This window comes from Ferrovibrio sp. GW821-FHT12B10, assembly GCF_058807515.1.
Genome location: NZ_JBXAQT010000001.1, coordinates 260,548 through 285,891, shown reverse-complemented (window position 1 = coordinate 285,891; position 25,344 = coordinate 260,548). Strand labels below are relative to the sequence as shown.

Sequence of the window (25,344 nt, the reverse complement as noted above, 5' to 3'; positions counted from 1 at the left end):
GAGCGAGACGACGCATGGATCTCAAGAACTCGATGAAGATTTCCGCCTCGGGCATGAAGGCCCAGGGCGAGCGTCTGAAGACCATTGCGGAAAACCTGGCGAATGCGGATTCGATGGGCAAGACGCCCGGCGCCGATCCCTATCGCCGCAAGACCATCAACTTCAAGTCCGAGCTCGATCGCGCGCTGGGCGCCAACATGGTCAAGGCGCAGAAGCCGCAGCAGGACCGTTCGGATTTCGAGCTGAAATACGATCCGGGCCATCCGTCAGCCAACGCTGACGGTTATGTGAAGATGCCGAACGTGAAGTCGGTGATTGAAATGGCCGACATGCGCGAGGCGCAGCGGACCTATGAAGCCAACCTGAATGCAGTCGACTCGGCGAAGCAGATGCTGAACCGGACCATCGACCTGCTGCGGAATTAAAGTCGGAGGATTGAGCCATGGTTGATCTGAAAATCGGCGGCAGTCTTCCGGGCATCGGCTCGATGCTGGGCGCGGGCGATGCCAGCAAGGTCAAGTCGGCCGGCGGCTTCGGCGAGATGCTGGGCGAAGCCCTGCAGGGCACGCTCGACGCGCAGAAGACGGCGGAAATGACCTCCGCCAAGGCGGTGGCCGGCAAGGCCGACATCACCGATGTGGTGACGGCCGTGTCGAATGCCGAAATGGCCCTGGATACCGTCGTGTCCGTGCGTGACAAGGTGATCTCCGCCTACCAGGAAATCATTCGCATGCCGATCTGAGGTCCGGCTGGCAGTTTTCTGCCAGATAGCTGGGCCTTTGCGGACAATTCGGTATTATCGGCGGCGGAGACCGAATCGATGACGCCCGTCGAAGTTACTGACATCATGCGTGAAGCCATCTGGGTGCTGCTCAAGGTATCCGGGCCGGCCTTGCTCGTCAGTCTGGTGATCGGCACCGTGATCTCGCTGATCCAGACCGTGACGCAGTTGCAGGAGCCGACCCTGACCTTCGTGCCGAAGATTCTCGCGATCTTTGGCACGTTGATCATCTCCATGCCCTTCATGATCGGCTCGCTGATCACCTTCATGGAACAGTTGGCGCAGCGCATCGCCGGCCTCAACTAGGGGCCGCGGCATGCTGCAGGACATCGTCGCCGGCAATGTCTACGTCTTCCTGTTGCTCTTCAGCCGGCTCGGCACGGCCCTGATGCTGATGCCCGGCATCGGCGAGACCTCCATTCCGGGCCGGGCGCGGCTCAGCATCGCCCTGCTGATGGCGGCGATCTCGTCGCCGATCCTGGGGCCGACCCTGCCGCCGATGCCGGCGCAGCCGTTCCAGCTTGCCTTCCTCATCATCACCGAGGTCGGCTTCGGCCTGGCCTTCGGCCTGCTCGCCCGCATGGCGATGTCGGCCTTGCATGTCGCCGGCACGGTGATCGCCATGCAGGCCGGCCTGTCGGCGGCCACCTTCTTCGATCCGACCCAGGGCGCCCAGAACGTGCTGGTGTCCAGTATGCTGGTGTTCTTCGGCGTGGCGCTGGTCTTCTCCACCGACATGCATTTGCTGTGCCTGCAGGCGGCCTATGACAGCTACACGCTGTTCCCGCCGATGAAGGCGCCGGCGTTCGGCGATTTCGCCGATGTCGCCACCCGCATGGTCGATAACGGCTTCGCGCTGGGCATCAAGCTGTCGGCGCCTTTCATCGTCTACGGCATCATCTTCAACGTGGCGCTCGGCCTGCTGAACCGCCTGATGCCGGCCCTGCAGATTTTCGCCATCATGCAGTCGCCGCAGATTGCCATGTCTCTGGTGGTGCTCGGCCTGTCGCTGACCGCCATCGGCCTGTCGTTCACCGCGCACTTCGAAGAGTACATGTCGCAATTCATCGTGCCGCGCTAGGAGGAAGGGCATGTCTGAAGACGCTGACCCAGAATCCAAAACCGAAGACCCTTCCGGGAAACGACTGAGCGAAGCCGCCCAGCAGGGCAATGTCGCGAAGTCGCAGGAAATCGGCTATTGGTTCTCCTTCATGGCGGCCAGCATCATCCTGTGGATGATGGCTGACGGTCTGGTGCGGGGCGTGCGCGATGCTGTCATCGTGTTCCTCGAGCGTCCGCACCTGATCCAGATGGATGCCAGCCATCTCACCAACATGTCGCTCGACCTGATGCTGACCATCAGCGGCATGATGCTGCCCATCCTCGGGCTGTTCGCCATCGCCAGCGTTGCGGCCAGTGCGATCCAGAATCCGATCGAGATCACCTTCGACAAGCTCAAGCCCGATATCGCCAAGCTGTCGCCGCTGGCCGGCCTGAAGCGGCTGATCTCGGTGAATTCGCTGGTCGAGTTCGTCAAGAACCTGACCAAGATCCTGGTGATCGGCGCGATCCTGTTCGCCATTCTGGCGCCCGAGCTGGACGAGCTTGAGACGCTGATCGATCTCGACCTGTCCGTCCTCCTGCCGTTCTGCCTGAAGATCGTCAGCAAGCTGATCGGCGCGCTGCTCGGCATCATGTTCATCATCGCCATCGCCGACTACCTCTACCAGAAATACTCCTTCATGAAGCAGATGCGCATGACCAAGCAGGAGGTGAAGGAAGAGCATAAGGAAAGCGAAGGCGATCCGCTGATCAAGGCCAAGCTGCGCCAGTTGCGCATGCAGCGCGTGCGCGGCCGCATGATGGCCGCCGTGCCCGAGGCCAGCGTCGTGGTCACCAACCCGACCCATTATGCGGTGGCGCTGAAATACGACCCCGAGACCACCGAGGCGCCGATGGTGGTGGCCAAGGGCGCCGACCTGATCGCCAAGCGCATCCGCGAGATCGCCACCGAGAACAAGGTGCCGATCGTCGAGAACCCGCCGCTGGCGCGCGCCCTGTTCAAGACCGAGCTGGACCATTCGATCCCCGTCGAGCATTTCCGTGCGGTGGCGGAGGTCATCTCCTACGTCATGCGCCTGAAAGAAGGGATCGACACCAAGTACGAGCCCAAGGTCGTGACAGTCGAGACGACCGAGTGATGGCCCAATAGGATGGCACTCTCTTTTGCCTCATTGATCGACACTCCGCGCCGCCGCGCCGCCTGGCTGCTGGCCGAGGCGAGCCCCTTCGCGCGCGTGATCACGCGCGGCCACGACCTGCTGGCCGCCAACACCGCCTATCGCGTGCTGGCGGCACGGCTGCAGCAGGATGGCGGCACCACGCCCGACCTGTTGCTGGGCGCGGAGATCGGCAATGCCGAAACCATCGCGCGGCTGCGCACGTTGCTGCCGTTGGGCCGCGCGGTGCAGGAGGACTTCCAGATTCATGTCGGCGATGGCCTGCTGTCGCTGCGCGTCACCGCCATGCAGGCGCCGGGCCGGCGCAACTGGGTGATCTGGGATATCCAGGAGGTGGCGGATTCCGCCGCCGCTTTGGTGGCCGTGCGGCAGCAGCGCGACGAGCTGGCAGCCTTCATCGACAATGCGCCGGTCGGGCTTTATTCCGCCGCGCCCGATGGCCGCTTCCTTTTCGCCAACCGCACATTCGCCGCCTGGCTCGGCGTGCTGCCCGAGCAGCTGGTTGGCAGCGACCTGCTATTGTCGGATGTGCTGTATCACGGCGAGGGCCGCGAGAACGAGACGATGACGCCGGATTGGCTCGGCGGCGAGGCCAAGCTGAAGCCGCTCGACAATATCGGCGGCGAGAGCGCGGCGACGGCGGGCGCGGGCGGTTTCCGGCTGGTCAGCGTCAGCCAGAGCGGCATCGCCGATACCGACGGCATTCCGCTGCGCTACAGCGCCGTGGTGCACGATCTGGGTCTGGAGCTGCGCCAGCGCGGCACGCTGCGTCCGGTCGAGGCCGAGTTCCGGCGTTTCTTCGATCAGGCGCCGATCGGCATCCTGGTGCTGGATGGTGCCGGCACCATCCGCGAAGCCAATTCGGCTTTCGCCATGCTTTGCGGTCGCGACGACTGGCTGGGCCAGCGTCTGGCGGCGCTGGTGCGCGAGGAAGACGCGCTGGTGCTGACCCGGCATCTGATGGCGTTGCGGCGGGGCGAGATTTTCGGGCGTCCGCTGGAAGTGCGCCTGGCCGGCCCGCGCGAACGTGTCGTCGAGGTTTTTGCCGCCTCGTCGGCCGAGCGCGAGGACGGCCAGTCGGCGCAGCTGGTCTATCTGGTCGACACGACCGAGCAGCGCAGCCTGCAGACCCAGTTCCACCAGAGTCAGAAGATGCAGGCGGTGGGCCAGCTCGCTGGCGGCATCGCGCATGACTTCAACAACCTGCTCACCGCCATGATCGGCTTCTGCGACCTGCTGCTGCAGCGGCACCAGCCGGGCGACCAGTCCTTTGCCGACGTGATGCAGATCAAGCAGAATGCCAGCCGCGCCGCCAATCTGGTGCGCCAGCTCCTGGCCTTCTCGCGCCAGCAGACTCTGGTGCCCAAGATTCTTGACGTGACGGATGTGCTGGCCGACCTGCGCAACCTGATCGGCCGTCTGATCGGCGAAACCATCACGCTGAAGCTGGTGCATGGCCGCGATCTCGGCCTGGTCAAGGTCGACCAGGGTCAGCTCGAGCAGGTGATCATCAATCTGGCCGTGAACGCCCGCGACGCCATGACCGAAGGTGGCGAGCTGCGCGTGCGCACGCTGAACCATCAGGTGGAGACGGCGACCCAGCTTGGCACCGAAACCATTCCGCCCGGCGATTACGTGCTGATCGAGGTGACCGACAGCGGCCATGGCATCGCGCCCGAGCATATGGCGAAGATTTTCGATCCCTTCTTCACCACCAAGGCGGTCGGCGCCGGCACCGGTCTCGGCCTTTCCACCGTCTACGGCATCATCAAGCAGACTGGCGGCTTCATTCATGTCGAGAGCACGCCGGGCGAGGGTGCCTGTTTCCGTCTCTATCTGCCGCGCCATCGCGCCACCGGCGATGAGATCAGCGCCAGCCGCGGCGAGGAAGGCCGTGTCGATACACGCGACCTGACAGGCCAGGGGTTGGTGCTGCTGGTGGAGGACGAGGATGCCGTGCGCGCCTTCGCCGCCCGGGCGCTGCGCAACAAGGGCTATACCGTCATCGAGGCGGCTTCTGGCGACCAGGCGCTGGCCTTGCCGGCGGAACAGCTCGATCGCGTCGAGCTGCTGATCTCGGATGTGGTGATGCCGAATCTGGATGGCCCGACCCTGGCCGCGCAGCTCCGCAGCCGTCGGCCTCAGCTCAAGATCCTGTTTATCTCCGGTTATGCCGAAGACAGTTTACGCTCGAATTTGGCGAAATCGCCCCATGTGAACTTCCTCCCCAAGCCGTTTTCGCTCAGCCAGCTGGCCGGAAAGGTGAAGGAAGTGATGGATACGGCCGTTCCCCTCGGGACTCGCGCCGCCGATTGAACGCCTGCGAACATCGCGGCGCTCTCACTAGAACATCAGTAGAATAGACCAGCAATATCATGGGGATACAGGGCACAGCATTTTTTGCTGGACAACGGCAACGATATGAGAACATATGGGGTCAAGAAGGCGTATAATTGCAATTCACCACCCCCCATGAAAGGATGCCCCCGAATGTCGTCCCCCTCACTTCGCGTCGTGGAAAAAGAGAACATGGATAAGGGTAAGGCTCTGGAAGCTGCGCTCTCGCAGATCGAGCGCAATTTCGGCAAGGGCTCGGTGATGAAGCTCGGCCAGCGCCAGAGCATGGAGGTCGAATCGATCTCCACCGGTTCACTCGGCCTGGATATCGCGCTTGGCATCGGCGGCCTGCCCAAGGGCCGCATCATCGAGGTCTACGGTCCGGAAAGCTCGGGCAAGACCACCATCGCGCTCCATGTCGTGGCCGAAGCCCAGAAGAAGGGCGGCACCTGCGCCTTCGTCGACGCCGAACACGCGCTCGACCCATCCTATGCCCGCAAGCTCGGCGTGAATATCGAGGAGCTGCTGATCTCGCAGCCCGATACCGGTGAGCAGGCGCTGGAAATCGCCGACACGCTGGTGCGTTCGGGTGCCATCGACGTGCTGGTCATCGACTCGGTCGCCGCCCTGGTGCCGCAGGCTGAACTGGAAGGCGAGATGGGCGACACCCATGTCGGCCTGCAGGCCCGTCTGATGAGCCAGGCGCTGCGCAAGCTGACCGCCTCGATCTCCAAGTCGAATTGCATGGTCATCTTCATCAACCAGATCCGCATGAAGATCGGCGTGATGTTCGGCAGCCCGGAAACCACCACCGGCGGCAATGCGCTGAAGTTCTACGCCTCCGTCCGCCTGGATATCCGCCGCATCGGCGCGATCAAGGTGCGCGACGAGGTCGTGGGCAACCAGACCCGCGTGAAGGTGGTGAAGAACAAGGTGGCCCCCCCGTTCAAGGTGGTCGACTTCGACATCATGTATGGCGAGGGCGTCTCCAAGACCGGCGAGCTGATCGATCTCGGCGTGAAGGCCAATGTGGTGGAGAAGTCGGGCTCCTGGCTCTCCTTCGACAGCCAGCGCATCGGCCAGGGCCGCGAGGCCGCCCGCCAGTTCCTCAAGGACAACCCCGAGGTCGCCAACCGCATTGAAGCCGCGATCAAGGCCAATACCGGGATCGTGGCCGCCGCCATCGACGCCGGCGCCGATGCCGCGGAGACCGAAGACGCAGAATAAGATTTTCCCCCGCTCAACGCCGGTAAACCACGGCGCCTGAGTCAATCTCCTCCATGGGAAAAGCCCCGGCAGCGGACCTCGCTGCCGGGGTTTCTTTTTTGTCCGCGGGGCGAACGCCACCCAGCTTGAACAGGGCGCGCCGCGCCCTACATTCCGCTTAGGCTAAAGTCTGTCAGATCAATGGCTTAGTGTTGCGCTAAGGACGGATAAGCCTCGAATAAGCGCGTATAAGCATCGAATAAGGACGGATAAGGGTCGAATAACGGCGGATAAGCCTCCGGTAAGGCCGGATAAGAGCGCGGGGCAAAACCGCCAGTGGAGCCGGCCAATTCCCTATCCGGTCAGTGACTTAACCGGATTGTCCCTTGGCTGGACAGGGGCAGGGCGGGACGTTAAGACAGGTCTCTTGCCGGGCCCGGTCCGGCTCATGACAATCCGACGACCAGAATTATGGCGACCCGGGCCAGCCGGAGCGCCGCGACCAGGGGTGCGAAGACCATGAGTTCCGCCAGCGACGTCCGCCAGGGCTTCCTCGACTACTTTGCCAAGAACGGGCACAGCGTGGTCGACTCCTCGCCGCTGGTACCGCGCAACGACCCGACGCTGATGTTCACCAACGCCGGCATGGTGCAGTTCAAGAATGTCTTCACCGGCCAGGAAAAGCGCCCCTATACCCGCGCCACCACCTCGCAGAAATGCGTGCGCGCCGGCGGCAAGCACAATGATCTCGACAATGTCGGCTACACCGCCCGGCACCACACCTTCTTCGAGATGCTCGGCAACTTCTCGTTCGGCGATTACTTCAAGGACGATGCGATCCCGCTGGCCTGGAACCTGATCACCGGGGAATACGGCCTGCCCAAGGAGAAGCTCTGGGTCACCGTCTATCACGACGACGACCAGGCCTTTAACATCTGGAAAAAGATCGGCGTGCCCGAGAGCCGCATCGTGCGCATCGCCACGTCGGATAACTTCTGGGCGATGGGCGATACCGGCCCCTGCGGCCCCTGCTCGGAAATCTTCTACGACCACGGCGACAAGGTCTGGGGCGGCCCGCCGGGCAGCCCGGAAGCCGATGGCGACCGCTATATCGAGATCTGGAATCTCGTCTTCATGCAATTCGAGCAGGTGACGAAGGAGCAGCGCATCTCGCTGCCCAAGCCGTCCATCGACACCGGCATGGGCCTGGAGCGCATCACCGCCGTGATGCAGGGCAAGCACGACAATTACGACATCGACCTGATGCGGGCGCTGATCGAGGCCTCGGCCGATGCCTCGCATACCGATGCGGATGGCGAGCACAAGATCAGCCACCGCGTGGTCGCCGATCACCTGCGATCCTCCTGCTTCCTGATTGCCGATGGCGTGCTGCCGTCGAACGAGGGCCGTGGCTATGTGCTGCGTCGCATCATGCGCCGCGCCATGCGCCATGCCCAGCTGATGGGCTGCAAGGAACCGCTGATGCACCAGCTGGTGCCGGCGCTGGTGGGCGAGATGGGCCGCGCCTATCCCGAACTCGGCCGCGCCGAGGCGCTGATCGCCGAGACGCTGAAGCTGGAGGAGACCCGCTTCAAGCAGACGCTGGATCGCGGCCTCAAGCTGCTTGATGAAGCCACCGCGGGCCTGTCGAAGGGCGACATGCTGGCGGGCGAAGTGGCCTTCAAGCTCTACGACACTTACGGTTTCCCGCTCGACCTGACGCAGGATGCGCTGCGTCCGCGCGGCATCAACGTCAATCTCGATGGCTTCCAGTCCGCCATGGCCGCGCAGAAGGCCGAGGCCCGCAAGGCCTGGGCCGGCTCGGGTGAGGCCGCGACCGAGAAGGTCTGGTTCGAGATCAAGGAAGACAAGGGCGCCACCGAATTCCTCGGCTATGACACCCAGTCCGCCGAAGGCCGCATCGACGCCATCGTCGTCAATGGCCAGCCGGTGGATGAAGCCAAGGCCGGCACCGATGTCGCCATCGTGCTGAACCAGACGCCGTTTTACGGTGAGTCCGGCGGCCAGCAGGGTGATGCCGGCGTGATCACCACGGCCGGCGGCGCCAAGGTCGAGATTGCCGACACCCAGAAGAAGCTGGGCGCGCTGCATGCCCATCTGGGCAAGGTGGTCGAGGGCACACTGAAGCTGGAAGACATGGCGATCCTCACCGTCGATGCGACGCGCCGTTCGGCGATCGCGTCGAACCATTCGGCCACCCATCTGCTGCATGCGGCGCTGCGCCGCAAGCTGGGCGACCATGTCACCCAGAAGGGTTCGCTGGTCGCGCCGGACCGCTTCCGCTTCGACATCAGCCATCCCAAGTCGCTGAGCGCCGAGGAAGTCTCGACCGTCGAGGCCGAGGTCAACAGCATGATCCGCCAGAATGACGCCGTCACCACGCGCCTGATGACGCCCGACGAGGCGATTGCCGCCGGCGCCATGGCGCTGTTCGGCGAGAAGTACGGCGACGAAGTGCGCGTGCTCTCGATGGGCAAGCTCGACGACGGCAAGGATTACTCGACCGAACTCTGCGGCGGCACGCATGTGAAGCGCACCGGCGATATCGGCCTGTTCAAGATCATCAACGAGGGCGCGGTGGCGGCCGGCGTGCGCCGTATCGAGGCGTTGACCGGCGAGGCCGCGCGCAGCTACTTCGCCGAGCAGGAAGACACCTTGCGCGCGGCGGCCGATGCGCTGAAGGCACAGCCCAAGGAAGTGCCGCAGCGCCTCACCGCGCTGCTGGATGAGAAGCGCAAGTTGGAACGCGAACTCTCCGAGCTGCGCAAGCAGCTCGCCACCGGCGGCGGCAGCGGTGGCCCGCAGGTGAAGGATCTCAATGGCGTGAAATTCGCGGCCCGCTCGCTCGATGGCGTGCCGGCCAAGGACCTGCGCGGCATGGTCGATGCCATGAAGAAGGAAATCGGCTCCGGCGTCGTCGCGCTCACCTCAGTGGCTGACGGCAAGGTCTCGGTCGTGGTCGGCGTCAGTGCCGATCTCACGGGCAAGATCAACGCCGCCGATCTGGTCAAGATCGCCACGCCGCTGATCGGTGGTCAGGGCGGCGGCGGCCGTCCCGATTTCGCGCAGGGCGGTGGCGCCGATGCCACCGGCGCCGAGAAGGCGCTCGATGCCATCGCGGCCGAAATCGGCAAGGCGGCGTGACATAGACCGGCAGCTGGCGCGATGATGGCACGGACCCTGCGCCGGCGCTGCTTCGACCTTCTGGCCGATGACAGGCGGGATGTCGGTGTCGGGCACCGGCTGGTGTCCACGCTGACCATCCTGAGTATCGCCGCCTGTGCGGTGGCCATCATGCTGGTCACCATGCCGGGCCTGGATGACCACAGCATCTTCTGGCTCGACCGGCTGCGCGAGGCCACGGACGTTCTGTTCACCCTGGAATATCTGCTGCGCATCTGGATCGCACCGGATTATGCGCATGGCGGCCGTGTCGGGCCTGCCGCGATGCGGCGCCGCTATATGGGGTCCTTCCTCGGCGTCATCGACCTTCTGGTGATTCTGCCTTTCTGGGTCAATCTCGTCGTGCCTTTCCCGCGCGACCTGTTCCTGGCCACCGAGATGTTCACGCTGTTCAAGCTGGCGCGCTATACGCCCGGCCTTGCGCTGGTGGCGGCCGTGCTCAGGCGGGAAGCGCGCGGCCTGACGGCGGCCCTGGGCGCCGCTGGCGTTCTGCTGGTGGTGTCGTCCTGCATCATGTATGTGCTGGAACACGAGGCGCAGCCGGAAATCTTCGGATCGATCCCGCGTGCGCTGTGGTGGGGTATCGTCACCGTGGGCTCGGTCGGCTATGGCGACATGATCCCGATCACACCGTTGGGCAAGCTGTTCAATGGCGTCGTCATTCTCATCGGCATCGGAACCATTGCGATCCCGGCCGGTCTGCTCGCATCGGGCTTTGCCGAAGAGATCAAGCGTCGCGAATTCATGGTGACCTGGCGGGCGGTCGCCGCCCTGCCGCTGTTCAGGCAGCTCGATGCCAGTTCAATCGCCGAAATCGCCGGCCTGCTGAAAGCACAGGTGGTGCCCTCTGGCACCGCCATCGTCCGCAAGGGCGAGCGCGCCGAGGCCATGTTCTTCATCATGTCGGGCGAGGTGGAAGTCGAAATCCTGCCGCGCCCGGTGATACTCGGGCCGGGGCAGCATTTCGGCGAGATCGCCCTGATGCGACGCACCGACCGCACCGCGACGGTCAGCGCGATCACCGACTGCCGCCTGCTGGCGCTCGAGGTGACGGATTTCCAGCGGCTGCTGCATATCCACCCGACCATCAAGCAGCATATCGACCAGATCGCCAGCGAGCGGCTGGAGCAAAGAAAAACGGCGGAGGGGAGTGACCCCTCCGCCGTCTGACCGGCAGTCTGGAAAAAGACGCGGCTTAAGCCAGCGCCTTCTTCAGGTTCTCGTCGATCTTGTCCAGGAACTTCTGGGTGGTCAGCCAGGGCTGATCCTTCGACACCAGCATCGCCAGGTCCTTGGTCATGAAGCCGGCTTCCACGGTGGAGACGCAAACCTTCTCCAGCGTATGGGCGAACTTGTCCAGGTCGGCGTTGTTGTCCAGCTTGGCGCGATGCATCAGGCCGCGCGTCCAGGCGAAGATCGAGGCGATCGGGTTGGTCGAGGTCTCGCGACCGGCCTGGTGCTCGCGATAGTGGCGCGTCACCGTGCCGTGGGCGGCTTCGGCTTCCACCACCTTGCCATCCGGGGTCATCAGCACCGAGGTCATCAGACCCAGCGAGCCGAAGCCCTGTGCCACCACGTCGGACTGCACGTCGCCGTCGTAGTTCTTGCAGGCCCAGACGAACTTGCCCGACCACTTGATGGCGCAGGCCACCATGTCGTCGATCAGGCGGTGTTCGTAGGTGATGCCGGCAGCCTTGAACTTGGCAGCGAACTCTTTCTCGTAGATCTCTTCGAACAGGTCCTTGAAGCGGCCGTCATAGGCCTTGAGGATCGTGTTCTTGGTCGACAGGTACAACGGCCAGCCGCGGACCAGCGAGTAGTTCATGCTGGCGCGGGCGAAGTCGCGGATCGAGTCATCCAGGTTGTACATGGCCATGGCCACGCCCGAGCTGGGGGCGTTGAACACGTCCTTCTCGATCACGGTGCCGTCCTCGCCGACGAACTTGACCGTCAGCTTACCCTTGCCGGGGAAGCGGAAGTCGGTGGCGCGATACTGGTCGCCGAAGGCATGACGGCCGACGACGATCGGATCGTTCCAATGCGGCACCAGGCGCGGCACGTTCTTGCAGATGATCGGCTCGCGGAAGATCGTGCCGCCGAGGATGTTGCGGATGGTGCCGTTGGGCGACTTCCACATTTCCTTCAGCTTGAACTCGGTCACGCGCTGCTCGTCCGGCGTGATGGTGGCGCACTTGACGCCGACGCCGTGCTTCAGGATCGCATGGGCGCTGTCGATGGTGACCTGGTCATTGGTCTGGTCGCGGTATTCGACGCCGAGATCGTAGTAGAGCAGGTCCACATCCAGGTAGGGCAGGATCAGCTTTTCCTTGATGAACTTCCAGATGATGCGGGTCATCTCGTCGCCGTCGAGTTCGACGACCGGATTCTTGACCTTGATCTTGGCCATAAAAGGGCTCCTCCACAGTCACGGTTAGGGAATTTGTGCGATGGCCCGGACCCTAGCAAAGCCCGCCGGCCCGGCAAAGGCTCAGGGGGCGCGGTGCCGGGTGGATTTAAACTCTAGGCGGGGCGAGAAAAGGTCAAATCCGGCCAGCCGGTTAAGGTCTGCCCGGGCCAGGCTCAGATCTTGCTGGTCCGGGTCGCGTGTTCGGGTTCGGGCTCGGCCAGCAGGGCGGTGATCACGGCTTCGGCGTCGTCCACCACGGTATAGAGCGTGGTGGCGGTGCGGCGGGCGAAGCCGCGCTCGATCACTGTTTCGATCAGGGCCATCAGCGGATGCCAGTAGTCCTCGGTGTTCAGCACCAGCACCGGCTTGTCATGCAGCTTGAGCTGCCGCCAGGTGATGACCTCGAAGAATTCGTCCAGGGTGCCGAGACCGCCGGGCAGGGCGATGAAGGCATCCGACATCTCGACCATCATCTTCTTGCGGGTGTGCATGCTGTCGACCACGTGCAGTTCGGTCAGGCCGGTATGCCCGACCTCCCAGTCATGCAGATGGTTGGGGATGATGCCGACCACTTCGCCGCCAGCCTTCATCACGGCATCGGCCACCACACCCATCAGGCCGATACGGCCGCCACCATAAACCAGACGGATGCCATTCTCGGCCAGACGGCGGCCGAGGATCTGGGCCTGGGCTGTATAGACATTGCTCTCGCCGAGGCTGGAGCCGCAGTAAACGCAGACGGAGCGGATGGCCATGGAATAATCCGGAACACTGAAAAGGGGGCTTTTGAAGGTGGGGATGGGTAGCCCATTCCGCCAGCGGATGCCAGCGGAAAAGCCCCGGTTTACGGGCTGGTTTCCGGATAGTGAGCAGTCGCGGTGGACCCGCCCTAAATTTTTCGTGAGGGTTTAAGGGGTTGTCGTTCCTTGGCCGCGAACCGGGTATAGATGGAGGTGCCCGGACAGCAGACGGGTTTCAAACGAGGGGAATACAAATGGCAATGTGGCATAAGGCGGTCCTGGCGGCAGCGCTCGGTCTCGCAGTGGTGTCGGCTGGTGGCTACGCCTACGCCCAGGCGGACGCGATCAAGGCCCGCAAGGACGGCTTCCAGGTCTTCCGTGTTTCGGCGGGCGCCATCAAGAAGGTGGTGGATGACAACGGCCCGGCCGCGGCCGCCGTTGCTCCGGCTGAAGCCATCGCCGCACAGGCGGGCAGGCAGCTCCAGCATTTCCCGGCCGGTTCCGACAAGGGCGACACCAAGGCCAAGCCGGAGATCTGGGCGAAGTGGGCCGAGTTCGAAGGCTACATGAAGGATACCGAAGCCAAGGCGACCGCCGTGGCCACGGCCGCCAAGAGCGGCAACATGGATGCCGTGAAGGCCGCCTTCGGTGCGATGGGCGCCTCCTGCGGCACCTGCCACAAGGCCTTCCGCAACGATTGATCCGGACTGATCCGGCTTAAGGAAAAGGCGCAGTCACCGACTGCGCCTTTTTTATTTCAAGAGGGCAATGCCGCCGAAGACAATGGCGAGGCAAGCGCCGAACAGCACCAGGCCCAGCAGCGGATGGCCGCCGGGCGCGTCGGCAGAGGGTGCTGCCGCTTTGGTGCCCGTCACCATGGGCGTCACCAGGTTTTCTTTCTTGATGGTCAGATAAAAGACAGTCGACAGCAGATGCACGGCGATCACCGCCAGCAGCAGCCAGATCGCCTTGCGGTGGATGGTGCTGAGCAGGGCGCTGGTGCTGCTGGCCACTTTTGAATAGAGCGGACCCTCGCTGAAGATGTCGTCGCTGGTGAACAGGCCGGTCGCCGCCTGCAGGCCGAGCAGCGCCAGCATGGCCAGCACGGCATAGCCACCGACCGGGTTGTGGCCGATGTATTTCGGGCCGGGACGGCCGAACAGCGTGCCCAGGTAGCGCAGGCCGGCCATCGGGCCGGCGACAAAGTCGACGAACCGGGCATAGCGGTTGCCGGTGAAGCCCCAGACCAGACGGAACAGCACCAAAGCCAGCACGATCTGGCCCAGCGTCATGTGCAGCTCCAGTTTGCCCTGCCATCCGGTCCAGACCATGGCGATCACCAGCGCAACCAGGCTCCAGTGGAACACCCGGGTGGGCAGGTCCCAGACCCGGATCGTGCTATTTGAGGGTGAACTGGAGGCGGGAGCGGTCGTTTCTGTAGCCATGGGTGTTATCGCGTGAGGCCGTAAGGATTTGCAAACCTTATGTAAGTTAGAGGAGTTGCGGGTCCTTTGACGAGGACTTAATCTCACGCGTCATTCACAATATAGCCAGCCGGGATATTCGAGTGCGGGGCAGTCGGTTCTTCTTCATCCTTCTCGGCATTGCTGTCCTGGGCATCCTGGCGGTGATTTTCTTCGGCGCCGATCCCAACAAGCGCGGCATGACCCCGCAGGCCAACATCCCGGCGCCGCCGCCGGTGCCCTCGGCCCCCACGGCACCATCGCCCGACAGTGTGGCCAAGGCGCCGCCCAGCTTCGATGTGGTGCGCATCAGCCGCAACTGCACCTCCGTTTTCGCCGGCCGCGCCATGGCCGGCTCGGTCGTCGTCGTGAAAACCGGCCAGCGCGAGCTGGGCCGCGTTACCGCTGACAGCCGCGGCGACTGGGTGCTGGTGCCCGACCTGCCGCTGGAACGCGGCAATCAGGAATTCACGCTTGAATCGCAGATGCAGGGCCAGGAGCCGATCAAGGCCGAGGCCAATGTCGTCGCCGTGGTGCCGGAATGCCAGCCGGGCGAGGGCGGCGAACAGGCGATCGCCGTGCTGACGCCGCTCAAGGGCGCGAGCCGCCTGCTGCAGCGTCCCGACGGCGCCATTGATCCGGCGCGCAAAGGCCTGTCGCTGGATGCCATCGAATACGACCAGGCCGGCAACCTGATCCTGTCGGGCCGTGCCCAGGTCGGGTCGACCGTGCAGATCTATCTGAACAACGAGCCGATCGGCGTCGCCACCGCCGACGACAAGGGGCGCTGGTTGCTGAAGCCCGAGAAGCAGGTCGATCCCGGCATCTATTCGCTGCGCGTCGACCAGGTCGAACAGGCCGGCGGCAGGGTCGCCTCGCGTCTGGAGCTGCCGTTCAGCCGCGCCCGGCCCGAGGATATCCAGCTCAATGCCGATGGCAGCAGCGTGGTCGTGCAGCCGGGCAACAGCCTCTGGCGCATCGCCCGTCAGGTCTACGGGCAGGGGCCGCTCTATACCGAAATCTACCGCGCCAACCAGGGCAGCATCGTCGATCCGGACATGATCTATCCGGGCCAGGTCTTTGCCCTGCCGCGCGAAGGCCGCCAGGCTCCGCAGAAGACCAACTGACGCGAGCCTACGGACGCGAGCGAGGCCGCCCAGAAGGCGGGCAGGCCATCCCTTAACGGGAGGCTCCCGGCGCGCTACACTGGTCGTATGATCGGTTTGACCACATTCAACGCTACACGGGCGTCCAGGACCCCGGCTGCGTGACCATGGATACCCCCGTCGCACGGCAGGGTGCCCCCGGTGCGGCCCCGGCTCGGGGCGCGCCGCCGACCTTTGCCGCCATTGATCTCGGTACCAACAATTGCCGGTTGCTGATCGCGCGTCCGATGCGCGAGGGCTTCCGTGTCATCGAGGCGTTTTCGCGCATCGTGCGGCTGGGCGAGGGCCTGAGCCTGACAGGTCGTTTGTCGGATGCAGCGATGGCGCGCACCATCGAGGCGCTGAAAATTTGCTCCGAGAAAATGGCGCGCCGCAATGTCGACTTCGCCCGTGCGGTGGCGACCGAGGCCTGCCGCCGCGCCGAAAATGGCGTGGAGTTCCTGCATGAGGTGCAGAGCGCCACCGGCATCAAGCTCGACATCATCTCCAGCCAGGAAGAAGCGCGGCTGGCGCTGGCTGGCTGCGCGCCCTTGCTGGAGCCGCCGCATCGCCAGGCGATCGTCTTCGATATCGGCGGCGGTTCGACCGAAATCCTGTGGGCGCGTTTGCTGAGCGGCGGCCGCACCGAGGTGATCGACTGGATCTCGCTGCCTTTCGGCGTGGTCAACCTGACCGAACGCTTCGGTGCCGGCGACAGCACCAGCGGCAGTTACCAGCAGATGATCGACACGGTGGCCACGGCGCTGCAGCCGTTCGAGGACAAGCACAGCCTGTCGCAGCAGCTCGAGGTCAATCAGGTGCAGGTGCTGGGCACGTCGGGCACGGTGACCACGCTGGCCGGCCTGCTGCTCAACCTGCCGCGTTACGAGCGGCGTCTAGTCGATGGCACCTGGCTCGACTACACCAAGGTTATCGAACAGTCGCGGTTGCTGGCCTCGCAGAGCGTGCCCGAGCGCGCCCTCTATCCCTGCATCGGCGAGGAACGCGCCGATCTGGTGGTGGCGGGTTGCGCCATTCTGGAAGCGCTGTACAAGTTCTGGCCGACCACGCGCCTGCGCGTCGCCGATCGTGGCGTGCGCGAGGGCGTGCTGGTCGAACTGATGCGCCAGCGGCGCAGGAGATAGTCATGCCGCCGCGTAAAGCCGGCCCCAAGGTCAAGGTCAGAACCGCGCGTGGCCGCAGTGTCGGTCAGGCGAAATGGTTGCTGCGCCAACTCAACGACCCCTATGTCGCGGCCGCCAAGACCGGCGGCTGGCGCAGTCGCGCCGCCTTCAAGCTGATCGAGCTGGACGACAAGTACAAACTGCTCAAGCCCGGCATGCGCGTCGTCGATCTGGGCGCTGCGCCCGGCGGCTGGACGCAGGTTGCCGTCAAGCGGGTGAAGTCGCAGGACAAGACGCCGGGCAAGGGTGGCGGCTTCGTGCTGGGCGTCGACATCAATCCGGTCGATCCGATCCCGGGCGCGTCGCTGCTGTTGCAGGATTTTCTGGCCGAGGGCGCCGACCTGCGGGTGATCGAGGCGCTGGGCGGCAAGGCCGATCTGGTGCTGTCCGACATGGCGGCGCCGGCCACCGGCCATCGCCAGACCGACCATATCCGCATCATGGCGCTGTGCGAGATCGCGCTGGATTTCGCCATCCGGGTGCTCAATCCCGGCGGCGCCTTCCTGGCCAAGGTGCTGCGCGGCGGCACCGAGAACGAGCTGCTGGCCACCATGAAGCGGGATTTCCGCACCGTGCGGCATGTGAAACCCCCGGCTTCCCGGGCGGATTCGGCTGAATCCTACGTCATCGCCACCGGTTTCCGCGGCTAACTGCCCTGAATTCCTGCTGATTTGGAGGCTGGACCCCACCGCAAAGAGGGTCTATATCCTCCGCGGCAAGGATACTTCACTCCCAGTCAGGAGCCGCCTTGCTAATGACCGCGCCGGACCAGTCCGAGCCCGCGGTGGACCCGGCATACCTTGCCGCCACCCCCTACATCGACAGCGATCATGCGGCCGTGCGCGCCTTGGCGCGCGAAGCGGTGGGGGAAGAGACGGACCTCAAGGCCAAGGCGATCCGGCTGTATTACGCGGTGCGTGACCGCTTCATCTACGATCCCTACCGCGTCGAAGTCAGCCAGCACGGCCTGCAGGCCTCTGCCGTGATCGCGCGCGGCCATGGCTTCTGCGTCAACAAGGCGATCCTGCTGGCCGCCGTCGCCCGCGCCGAGGGCATCCCGTCCCGCCTGGGCCTGGCCGATGTGAAGAACCATCTGGCCACCGAGCGCCTGCGTGCCCAGATGGGCACCGATGTCTTCTACTACCACGGCTACACCGAACTGTTTCTCGACGGTAAGTGGGTGAAGGCGACGCCGGCCTTCAACCTGGCGCTTTGTGAGAAATTCCGCGTGCTGCCGCTGGAATTCGACGGCGAAAGCGATTCCGTCTTCCATCCTTTCGACGCCGACAACCGCCGCCATATGGAATATGTGGCCGAACGCGGTAGTTATGCCGACATGCCGTTTGCCGAATGGCGCGACGCCATGCTGACCCATTACCCCGATCTGATGCGCGAGGACCGGTCCGGTGGCGATTTCGCCGCCGAGGCCGACGCCGAAGCGAACATCAAAAAACAGAGTTAAGGAGCCCTCCCGATGCAGTTCCGTGAAGCCTATACCTTCGATGACGTGTTGCTGGAGCCGGCCGCGTCCAGCGTGCTGCCCACCGAGGTCGACACCCGCACGCGCCTGACCCGCGACATCGAGCTGGGCATTCCGCTGCTGTCGGCGGCGATGGACACCGTCACCGAAAGCAAGATGGCCATCGCCATGGCGCAGGCCGGCGGCATGGGCGTGATCCACAAGAACCTGACCATCGAGGAACAGGCCCGCGAAGTCGCCGCCGTGAAGAAATTCGAGAGCGGCATGGTGGTCAATCCGCTGACCATCCGCCCGAACGAGACACTGGCCGATGCGCTGGCGCTGATGGAGCGCTACGGCATTCACGGCATTCCGGTGACCGAGACCCATGGCGGCAAGCTTGTCGGCATCCTGACCAACCGCGACGTGCGCTTCGCCACCAACATGAACCAGCCGGTGCATGAACTGATGACCAAGAGCCCGCTGATCACGGTGCGCGAGGGCGTATCGAGCGGGGAGGCCAAGAAGCTGCTGCACCAGCATCGCATCGAGAAGCTGCTGGTGGTCGACGAGGACTATCGCTGCGTCGGCCTGATCACAGTGAAGGATATCGAAAAGGCCCGCCTGCATCCCAACGCGGTGAAGGACGACCACGGCCGCCTGCGCTGCGCTGCCGCCGTCTCCACCGGCGCCGATGGTCTGGAGCGCGCCCAGGAACTGATGAATGCCGGCGTCGACGTCATCATCGTCGATACCGCGCATGGCCATTCCAGCCGCGTGCTCGACACCATCATGGCGATCAAGAAGGTGTCCAACCGCACCCAGGTGATCGGCGGCAATGTCGCCACCGTGGATGGCACCAAGGCGCTGATCGATGCCGGCGTGGATGCCGTCAAGGTCGGCATCGGCCCGGGTTCGATCTGCACCACGCGCATCGTCGCCGGCGTCGGCGTGCCGCAGCTCACCGCTGTGGCCGATGCGGTCTCGGTCGCCGCCAAGTCCGGCGTGCCGATCATCGCCGATGGCGGCATCAAGTTCTCGGGCGACGTGGCCAAGGCGATTGCCGCCGGCGCCAGTGCCTGCATGATCGGCTCGCTGCTGGCCGGCACCGACGAAGCGCCGGGCGAGGTCTTTCTCTACCAGGGCCGCTCCTACAAGTCCTATCGCGGCATGGGCTCGATCGGCGCCATGGGCCGTGGCTCGGCCGACCGCTACTTCCAGCAGGAAGTGAACGACAAGCTGAAGCTGGTGCCCGAGGGCATCGAGGGCCGCGTCGCCTACAAGGGGCCGGCCGGCACCATCCTGCACCAGCTCGTCGGTGGACTGCGTGCCGCCATGGGCTACACCGGCAACGGCAACCTGGATGCCATGCGCACCAACTGCCGCTTCGTCCGCATCACCTCGGCCGGCCTGCGCGAAAGCCATGTCCATGACGTGGCGATCACCCGCGAAGCGCCGAATTACCGGCAGGAGAGCTGAGGCTGACATGACACCTGCGGCGCGGCTCGCCGCCAGCATCGAGATCATCAGCGAAATCCTGGAGCGCGCCGCTGCCGCCGACCGTGTGGTCACCGACTGGCAGCGGCGCAGCCGTTTCGCCGGGTCGAAGGATCGGCGCGCGGTTTCGGAAACCGTCTATGCCGTGCTGCGCGAGCAGGGCATGCGGCGCTGGCGCATCGAACAGGCCGGGGCGGAGCTGACGCCGCGCCTGCTGGTCTTCGCCGATGCGGCGACGCCCCTTCATGTCTGGAAGGAACTCTGCGCCGCCGGCGGCTATGGCCCGCCGCCGCTGGATGAGGCCGAGATCGCCGCGCTGTCGAAACTGCCGTCCGATGAAGACGCGCCGCTCTGGGCCCGCGCCAATCTGCCGGCGGCGATTGCCGATATGGTGCAGGCGACCTTCGGCGCTGACACCGAGATGGAGCTGGCGGCGCTGAACGGCCGCGCGCCACTCGATCTGCGCGTCAATCTGCTGAAGGGCAACCGCGAGGTTGTGCTGGAGCAATTGCGCGCCGACGGCATCGCCGCTGCTGCAACGCCGCTGTCGCCGCTGGGTATCCGCATCCCCGAGCGCGTGCGGCTGGACATGAATTCCTTATATCGCGACGGCCTGATCGAGCCGCAGGACGAGGCGGCCCAGCTGGCCGGCCTGCTGGTCGATGCGCGCCCTGACGAAACAGTGATCGATCTCTGCGCCGGCGCCGGCGGCAAGACGCTGCTGCTCTCTGCCTGCATGCGGAACCAGGGCGAAGTGCATGCCGCCGACAACGACCAGCGCCGTCTGGAGCGCCTGTCGCCGCGGCTGGACCGCGCCGGGGCCCGTAACATTGTCGTGCACGACGCCAATGCGCTGCCGCAGCTGTTGCAGACCTATGAGGGCCGCGCGGACCGCGTGCTGCTGGATGTGCCCTGTTCGGGCAGCGGCACCTGGCGCCGTAACCCGGAGGGGCGGTGGCGTTACGATCCGGCCAGCCTGGACGAGGTGCTGCGCCGGCAGCGCGGGCTGCTGGCCGATGGCGCGAAACTGGTGCGGCCGGGGGGGCGGCTGGTCTATGCGACCTGTTCCATCCTTCCCGCGGAAAACGACGACCAGGCAGACTGGTTCGTAAAGCATCACGTGGAGTTTACGGCTTTGCCTCTGGCCGAAGCATGGCCGTCGGGTATAACCGAACAGCGTATATGTTCCGGGGATCGGTTGCGTCTGACCCCCTACCGGCACGGTACCGACGGCTTCTTCGCCGCCGCCTTCCGGAAGAGGGCTGCATGACTGGCCCGGGGCATCACATCCACGAGGAGCCTGCCTATGTCTCGTCTCATGAACATTGCCCTGTCTCTGGCCGCTGCGCTGCTGATCGCCGGCTCGACCCTGCCGGCCGTCGCTGCGGGCAGCGATCCGCCGAAGGCCGCGCCGGTCGATCCGAACTTCACCGAGGGCCGCAAGGCGATCGATGCCAAGGATTGGGCCAAGGCCATTCCGCTGTTCGAAATGGTGGTGGCCAAGGACGACAAGAATGCCGATGCCTACAACTGGCTCGGCTATGCTTCGCGCAACCAGGGCAACTACGATCAGGCCTTCGCCTATTACGGCAAGGCGCTGGCTGTGGACTCCCGTCATCGCGGTGCGCACGAGTATATCGGCGAGGCCTATCTGAAGGTGAACCAGCCCGAGAAGGCGGAAGAGCACCTCAAGCGTCTCGACAGCCTGTGCACCTTCGGCTGCGGCGAGTACACCGAGCTGAAGAAGAAGATCGCCGAGTACAAGGCCTCCAAGCCGAGCTGACCGGCGTCACATCTTGTCCTGACGGGGCTGCCCTGACCCTCACGGGAGGGTGGCCCCGAATGGCCCGGACGGGATATACTGGCCGCTCCAGCAAGGAGCTTCGCCATGGGTAATCCGGGTCGCATTTTCCCCCGTCTTTTCCGCATTCTTTCTGTTGCCGCGCTGCTGGCCCTGCCAGCCGCCGCAGGCTTTGCCATGGGCAACAACGATCCCGGCTCCGGCATGCCCAAGGCCGCCGATCCCGACTTTGCCGAAGGCAAGAAGGCGATCGACGCCAAGAACTGGAGCGCCGCCGTCGAGCTGTTCCAGAAGGTCGTGATCAAGAACGACAAGAATGCCGATGCCTTCAACTGGCTCGGCTACGCACAGCGCAATCAGGGCAATTACGACCAGGCCTTCGCCGCCTATGCGAAAGCGCTGGAGATCGACCCCAAGCATCGCGGCGCGCATGAGTATGTCGGCGAGGCCTATCTGAAAGTGAACCAGCCGGAGAAGGCCGAGGAGCATCTCAAGCGCCTCGACAGCCTGTGCACCTTCGGCTGCGCCGAGTTGACGGAACTGAAAACCAAGATCGCCGCCTACAGGGCTGGCAAGCCGAGCTGACGCAATCGCGCCAGCCGGTACCACAACAAGCAGAGGAGTTCGGTAAGGCCGATGGCGGAGCGCATTCTTATTATCGATTTCGGGTCGCAGGTGACCCAGCTGATCGCCCGGCGTGTTCGTGAGGCGGGTGTCTATTGCGAGATCGTTCCGTTCCAGAAGGCGGATAAGTGCCTGGACCTCGTGAACGAGCATGGCACGCTGAAAGGCATCATCTTCTCCGGCGGCCCCGCTTCGACCACCGAGGAATTCTCGCCACGCGCGCCCGAAGGCGCCTTCAAGCTCGGCCTGCCGATCTTCGGCATCTGCTACGGCGAACAGACCATCTGCATGCAGCTCGGCGGCCAGGTCGAGACCGGCCATCATCGTGAATTCGGCCGCGCCTTCCTCGAGATCAAGGATGACTGCGACCTGTTCGACGGCGTCTGGGCCAAGGGGCAGAAGCACCAGGTCTGGATGAGCCATGGCGACAAGATCACCGAGATCCCGACCGGCTTCCGTCCCGTCGGCGTCAGCGACGGCTCGCCCTATGCCGCGATTGCCGATGACGTGCGCAAGATCTACGCCGTGCAGTTCCACCCTGAAGTGATGCACACGCTGGATGGCGCCAAGCTGCTGCACAACTTTGTGCGCAAGGTGGCCGGCTGCAGCGGCGAATGGACCATGAAGGGCTTCCGCAACGAAGCCATCGCCAGGATCCGCGAGCAGGTGGGCAAGGGCAAGGTGATCTGCGGCCTGTCTGGCGGCGTCGACAGCTCGGTTGCAGCCGTGCTGATCCACGAGGCCATCGGCGACCAGCTGACCTGCGTCTTCGTCGACCATGGCCTGCTGCGCAAGGGCGAGGCCGAGGAAGTCGTCCGCCTGTTCCGCGACCATTACAACATCCCGCTGATCCACAACGATGCCTCGGAGCTGTTCCTGGGCAAGCTGGCCGGCATCAGCGATCCGGAGACCAAGCGCAAGACCATCGGCGGCCTGTTCATCGATGTCTTCGAGGCCGAGGCCAAGAAGATCGGCGGCGCGCAGTTCCTGGCCCAGGGCACGCTGTATCCGGACGTGATCGAAAGCATCAGCTTCTCGGGCGGCCCCAGCGTCACCATCAAGTCGCATCACAATGTCGGCGGCCTGCCGGCGCGCATGAACATGCAGCTGGTCGAACCGCTGCGCGAACTGTTCAAGGACGAAGTGCGCATGCTGGGCCGCGAGCTCGGCCTGCCGGAAAGCCTGGTCGGCCGTCATCCCTTCCCGGGGCCGGGCCTGGCCATCCGCATTCCGGGCGACATCACCAGGGAGAAGCTCGACCTGCTGCGCGAGGTGGACGCGGTCTATCTCGATGAAATCCGCCGCTCGGGCCTGTATGACCAGATCTGGCAGGCCTTCGCCGTGCTGCTGCCGGTGCGCACCGTCGGCGTCATGGGCGATGGCCGCACCTACGATCAGGCCTGCGCGCTGCGCGCGGTGACCTCGACCGACGGCATGACGGCGGATTACTACCCGTTCCCGCATGACTTCCTCGGCCGCGTGGCGACCCGCATCATCAACGAGGTGCGCGGCATCAACCGTGTGACCTACGACATCACCTCCAAGCCGCCGGGTACGATCGAGTGGGAGTGAGGTATTCTCGAATTCTTCAGTTAGTGCAGACCTCATGATCCGCCTCGATAACGTCAGCAAGCAGCACGGCCACCAGATTCTGTTCATCGATGCGTCGATGAGCCTTCAGAAGGGGGAGAAGGCCGGGCTGGTCGGGCCGAATGGCGCCGGCAAGTCGACCCTGTTCCGCATGATCGTCGGCGAGGAAAAGCCCGACGATGGCCAGGTGGCGATCGATAGCGGCATGACGATCGGCTATTTCAACCAGGATGTCGGCGAAATGTCCGGCCAGAGCGCTGTCTCTGCGGTGATGGATGGCGTCGGGCCGGTGAGCGCGCTGGCCGCCGAAATGGCCCAGCTCGAAGCAGCGATGGTCGATCCGGACCAGGCCGACAACATGGAAGCCAATATCGAGCGCTATGGCGAGGTGCAGGCCCGCTTCCAGGAGCTGGATGGCTATGCGCTGGAGGCGAAGGCGCGCGAGGTGCTGGCGGGCCTGAGCTTCAGCCAGGAGCGCATGGACGGCGATGTCGGCCTGTTGTCGGGCGGCTGGAAGATGCGCGTGGCGCTCGCTCGTATTCTTTTGATGCGGCCCGATGGCATGCTGCTGGACGAGCCGAGCAACCATCTCGACCTCGAAAGCCTGATCTGGCTGGAAGCCTTCCTCAAGAATTATGATGGCGCGCTGCTGATGACCTCGCATGATCGCGAGTTCATGAACCGCATCGTCGGCAAGATCGTCGAGATCGACGGCGGTTCGCTCACGACCTATTCAGGCAATTACGATTTCTACGACCAGCAGCGCGCGCTGAACGAGAAGCATCGTCAGGCGCAGTTCGAGCGTCAGCAGGCCATGCTGGCCAAGGAGATCAAGTTCATCGAGCGCTTCAAGGCGCGCGCCTCGCATGCCGCGCAGGTGCAGAGCCGGGTGAAAAAGCTGGACAAGATCGAAAAGATTGAGCCGCCGCGGCGGCGCCAGGCGGTGCAGTTTGAATTCCGCAGCCCGCCGCGCTCGGGCGAAGACGTGGCAAGCTTCAAGGACGTTCACAAGAGCTACGGCAGCCAGCCGATCTACGCCGGGCTCGATTTCCAGGTGCGTCGCAAGGAGCGCTGGTGCGTGCTCGGCGCCAACGGCGCGGGCAAATCCACGTTGCTGAAGCTGATCGCCGGCGACACCAAACCCGATCAGGGCACGGTGAGCCTCGGCAGCAGCGTGCGGATGGGGTATTTCGCCCAGCACTCGATGGATCTGCTGGATGGCGACGATACGATTTTCGAAACACTGGACAAGTCATTCCCGCAGGCTGGACAACCGGCGCTGCGCACGCTGGCCGGCTGCTTCGGATTCTCCGGTGACGATATAGAAAAGACCTGTCGCGTGCTGTCCGGTGGCGAGAAGGCGCGTCTGGTCATGGCCAAGATGCTGTACGATCCGCCGAACTTCCTGGTGCTCGACGAACCGACCAACCATCTCGACATGGCGACCAAGGAAATGCTGGTCGCCGCCTTGGCGGATTTCGAGGGTACGATGCTGTTCGTGTCGCATGACCGCCATTTCCTCGCGGCGCTTTCGAACCGCGTGCTGGAACTGACGCCCGAGGGCGTGCATCAGTTCACCGGCGGCTATACCGAATATGTGACGCGCACGGGCCAGGAAGCGCCGGGACTGCATCCGGGCGGTTAGGAAGACGCGGTTGGAGCGGGG

At 64.4% G+C, this 25,344-nt stretch carries 23 protein-coding genes; 20 read left to right on the top strand and 3 right to left on the bottom strand.

From position 1 onward, the window contains the following. Positions 1 to 14 precede the first annotated feature (14 nt). The 9 genes from flgC (at position 15) to AC1RRT_RS01545 (ending at position 10,938) form a co-directional block, all read left to right on the top strand. Entirely contained in the window at positions 15 to 425 is a 411-nt protein-coding gene (gene flgC, locus AC1RRT_RS01585; RefSeq protein WP_493011898.1) for a flagellar basal body rod protein FlgC, read from the top strand. A 17-nt stretch (positions 426 to 442) separates the two neighbouring features. Beyond that, complete coding sequence (gene fliE, locus AC1RRT_RS01580) at positions 443 to 742, top strand: flagellar hook-basal body complex protein FliE (protein ID WP_493011897.1); 300 nt, start codon at positions 443 to 445, stop codon at positions 740 to 742. 78 nt (positions 743 to 820) lie between these two features. Beyond that, positions 821 to 1,087 (top strand): flagellar biosynthesis protein FliQ, encoded by a 267-nt coding sequence (gene fliQ, locus AC1RRT_RS01575; RefSeq protein ID WP_493011896.1) that lies wholly within the window; start codon positions 821 to 823, stop codon positions 1,085 to 1,087. A 10-nt stretch (positions 1,088 to 1,097) separates the two neighbouring features. Beyond that, positions 1,098 to 1,862 carry a flagellar biosynthetic protein FliR gene (locus AC1RRT_RS01570; RefSeq protein ID WP_493011895.1) on the top strand — a complete coding sequence of 255 codons (765 nt, stop codon included), beginning with the start codon at positions 1,098 to 1,100 and terminating at the stop codon, positions 1,860 to 1,862. A gap of 10 nt (positions 1,863 to 1,872) precedes the next feature. Next, positions 1,873 to 2,982 (top strand): flagellar biosynthesis protein FlhB, encoded by a 1,110-nt coding sequence (flhB, locus tag AC1RRT_RS01565; protein ID WP_493011894.1) that lies wholly within the window; start codon positions 1,873 to 1,875, stop codon positions 2,980 to 2,982. A gap of 12 nt (positions 2,983 to 2,994) precedes the next feature. Then, positions 2,995 to 5,337, top strand: coding sequence for a PAS domain-containing hybrid sensor histidine kinase/response regulator (locus AC1RRT_RS01560; protein WP_493011893.1), 2,343 nt, complete (start codon positions 2,995 to 2,997; stop codon positions 5,335 to 5,337). A gap of 174 nt (positions 5,338 to 5,511) precedes the next feature. Beyond that, positions 5,512 to 6,585 (top strand): recombinase RecA, encoded by a 1,074-nt coding sequence (gene recA, locus AC1RRT_RS01555; protein WP_493011892.1) that lies wholly within the window; start codon positions 5,512 to 5,514, stop codon positions 6,583 to 6,585. Between the two features lie 498 nt (positions 6,586 to 7,083). Beyond that, positions 7,084 to 9,729, top strand: a complete 2,646-nt coding sequence (gene alaS, locus AC1RRT_RS01550) for an alanine--tRNA ligase (protein WP_493011891.1) — start codon at positions 7,084 to 7,086, stop codon at positions 9,727 to 9,729. Between the two features lie 21 nt (positions 9,730 to 9,750). Beyond that, a complete protein-coding gene (locus AC1RRT_RS01545; RefSeq protein WP_493011890.1) occupies positions 9,751 to 10,938 on the top strand; it encodes a cyclic nucleotide-gated ion channel in 1,188 nt (395 codons plus the stop codon). A 25-nt stretch (positions 10,939 to 10,963) separates the two neighbouring features. Here the strand turns inward: AC1RRT_RS01545 and AC1RRT_RS01540 are convergent, their stop codons facing one another. Both AC1RRT_RS01540 and AC1RRT_RS01535 read right to left on the bottom strand, forming a co-directional pair. Continuing rightward, positions 10,964 to 12,175, bottom strand: a complete 1,212-nt coding sequence (locus tag AC1RRT_RS01540) for an NADP-dependent isocitrate dehydrogenase (RefSeq protein ID WP_493011889.1) — start codon at positions 12,173 to 12,175, stop codon at positions 10,964 to 10,966. A 173-nt stretch (positions 12,176 to 12,348) separates the two neighbouring features. Continuing rightward, complete coding sequence (locus tag AC1RRT_RS01535; protein ID WP_493011888.1) at positions 12,349 to 12,930, bottom strand: LOG family protein; 582 nt, start codon at positions 12,928 to 12,930, stop codon at positions 12,349 to 12,351. 239 nt (positions 12,931 to 13,169) lie between these two features. On the opposite strand from AC1RRT_RS01535, the gene AC1RRT_RS01530 reads away from it, so the two are divergent. Further along, on the top strand, positions 13,170 to 13,616 hold the full coding sequence (locus AC1RRT_RS01530; RefSeq protein ID WP_493011887.1) for a c-type cytochrome: 447 nt from the start codon (positions 13,170 to 13,172) through the stop codon (positions 13,614 to 13,616). Positions 13,617 to 13,667: 51 nt separating this feature from the next. Here the strand turns inward: AC1RRT_RS01530 and AC1RRT_RS01525 are convergent, their stop codons facing one another. Then, positions 13,668 to 14,360, bottom strand: a complete 693-nt coding sequence (locus tag AC1RRT_RS01525) for a cytochrome b/b6 domain-containing protein (RefSeq protein ID WP_493011886.1) — start codon at positions 14,358 to 14,360, stop codon at positions 13,668 to 13,670. A 122-nt stretch (positions 14,361 to 14,482) separates the two neighbouring features. On the opposite strand from AC1RRT_RS01525, the gene AC1RRT_RS01520 reads away from it, so the two are divergent. The 10 genes from AC1RRT_RS01520 to AC1RRT_RS01475 all read left to right on the top strand — a co-directional run bounded on the left by AC1RRT_RS01520 (position 14,483) and on the right by AC1RRT_RS01475 (position 25,323). After that, a complete protein-coding gene (locus AC1RRT_RS01520; protein WP_493011885.1) occupies positions 14,483 to 15,505 on the top strand; it encodes a LysM peptidoglycan-binding domain-containing protein in 1,023 nt (340 codons plus the stop codon). 146 nt (positions 15,506 to 15,651) lie between these two features. Continuing rightward, positions 15,652 to 16,668 (top strand): Ppx/GppA phosphatase family protein, encoded by a 1,017-nt coding sequence (locus tag AC1RRT_RS01515; RefSeq protein ID WP_493011884.1) that lies wholly within the window; start codon positions 15,652 to 15,654, stop codon positions 16,666 to 16,668. Positions 16,669 to 16,670: 2 nt separating this feature from the next. Then, a complete protein-coding gene (locus tag AC1RRT_RS01510) occupies positions 16,671 to 17,357 on the top strand; it encodes an RlmE family RNA methyltransferase (RefSeq protein WP_493011883.1) in 687 nt (228 codons plus the stop codon). 104 nt (positions 17,358 to 17,461) lie between these two features. Continuing rightward, positions 17,462 to 18,169, top strand: a complete 708-nt coding sequence (locus tag AC1RRT_RS01505) for a transglutaminase-like domain-containing protein (RefSeq protein ID WP_493011882.1) — start codon at positions 17,462 to 17,464, stop codon at positions 18,167 to 18,169. 12 nt (positions 18,170 to 18,181) lie between these two features. Further along, positions 18,182 to 19,645 carry an IMP dehydrogenase gene (guaB, locus tag AC1RRT_RS01500; RefSeq protein ID WP_493011881.1) on the top strand — a complete coding sequence of 488 codons (1,464 nt, stop codon included), beginning with the start codon at positions 18,182 to 18,184 and terminating at the stop codon, positions 19,643 to 19,645. A 7-nt stretch (positions 19,646 to 19,652) separates the two neighbouring features. Next, complete coding sequence (locus tag AC1RRT_RS01495) at positions 19,653 to 20,933, top strand: RsmB/NOP family class I SAM-dependent RNA methyltransferase (protein ID WP_493011880.1); 1,281 nt, start codon at positions 19,653 to 19,655, stop codon at positions 20,931 to 20,933. Positions 20,934 to 20,969: 36 nt separating this feature from the next. Continuing rightward, positions 20,970 to 21,446 carry a tetratricopeptide repeat protein gene (locus AC1RRT_RS01490; RefSeq protein ID WP_493011879.1) on the top strand — a complete coding sequence of 159 codons (477 nt, stop codon included), beginning with the start codon at positions 20,970 to 20,972 and terminating at the stop codon, positions 21,444 to 21,446. Positions 21,447 to 21,551: 105 nt separating this feature from the next. Further along, positions 21,552 to 22,049 carry a tetratricopeptide repeat protein gene (locus AC1RRT_RS01485; protein WP_493011878.1) on the top strand — a complete coding sequence of 166 codons (498 nt, stop codon included), beginning with the start codon at positions 21,552 to 21,554 and terminating at the stop codon, positions 22,047 to 22,049. A 51-nt stretch (positions 22,050 to 22,100) separates the two neighbouring features. Beyond that, on the top strand, positions 22,101 to 23,660 hold the full coding sequence (guaA, locus tag AC1RRT_RS01480; protein WP_493011877.1) for a glutamine-hydrolyzing GMP synthase: 1,560 nt from the start codon (positions 22,101 to 22,103) through the stop codon (positions 23,658 to 23,660). A 34-nt stretch (positions 23,661 to 23,694) separates the two neighbouring features. Further along, positions 23,695 to 25,323 (top strand): ABC-F family ATP-binding cassette domain-containing protein, encoded by a 1,629-nt coding sequence (locus tag AC1RRT_RS01475; protein WP_493011876.1) that lies wholly within the window; start codon positions 23,695 to 23,697, stop codon positions 25,321 to 25,323. Positions 25,324 to 25,344 lie beyond the last annotated feature (21 nt).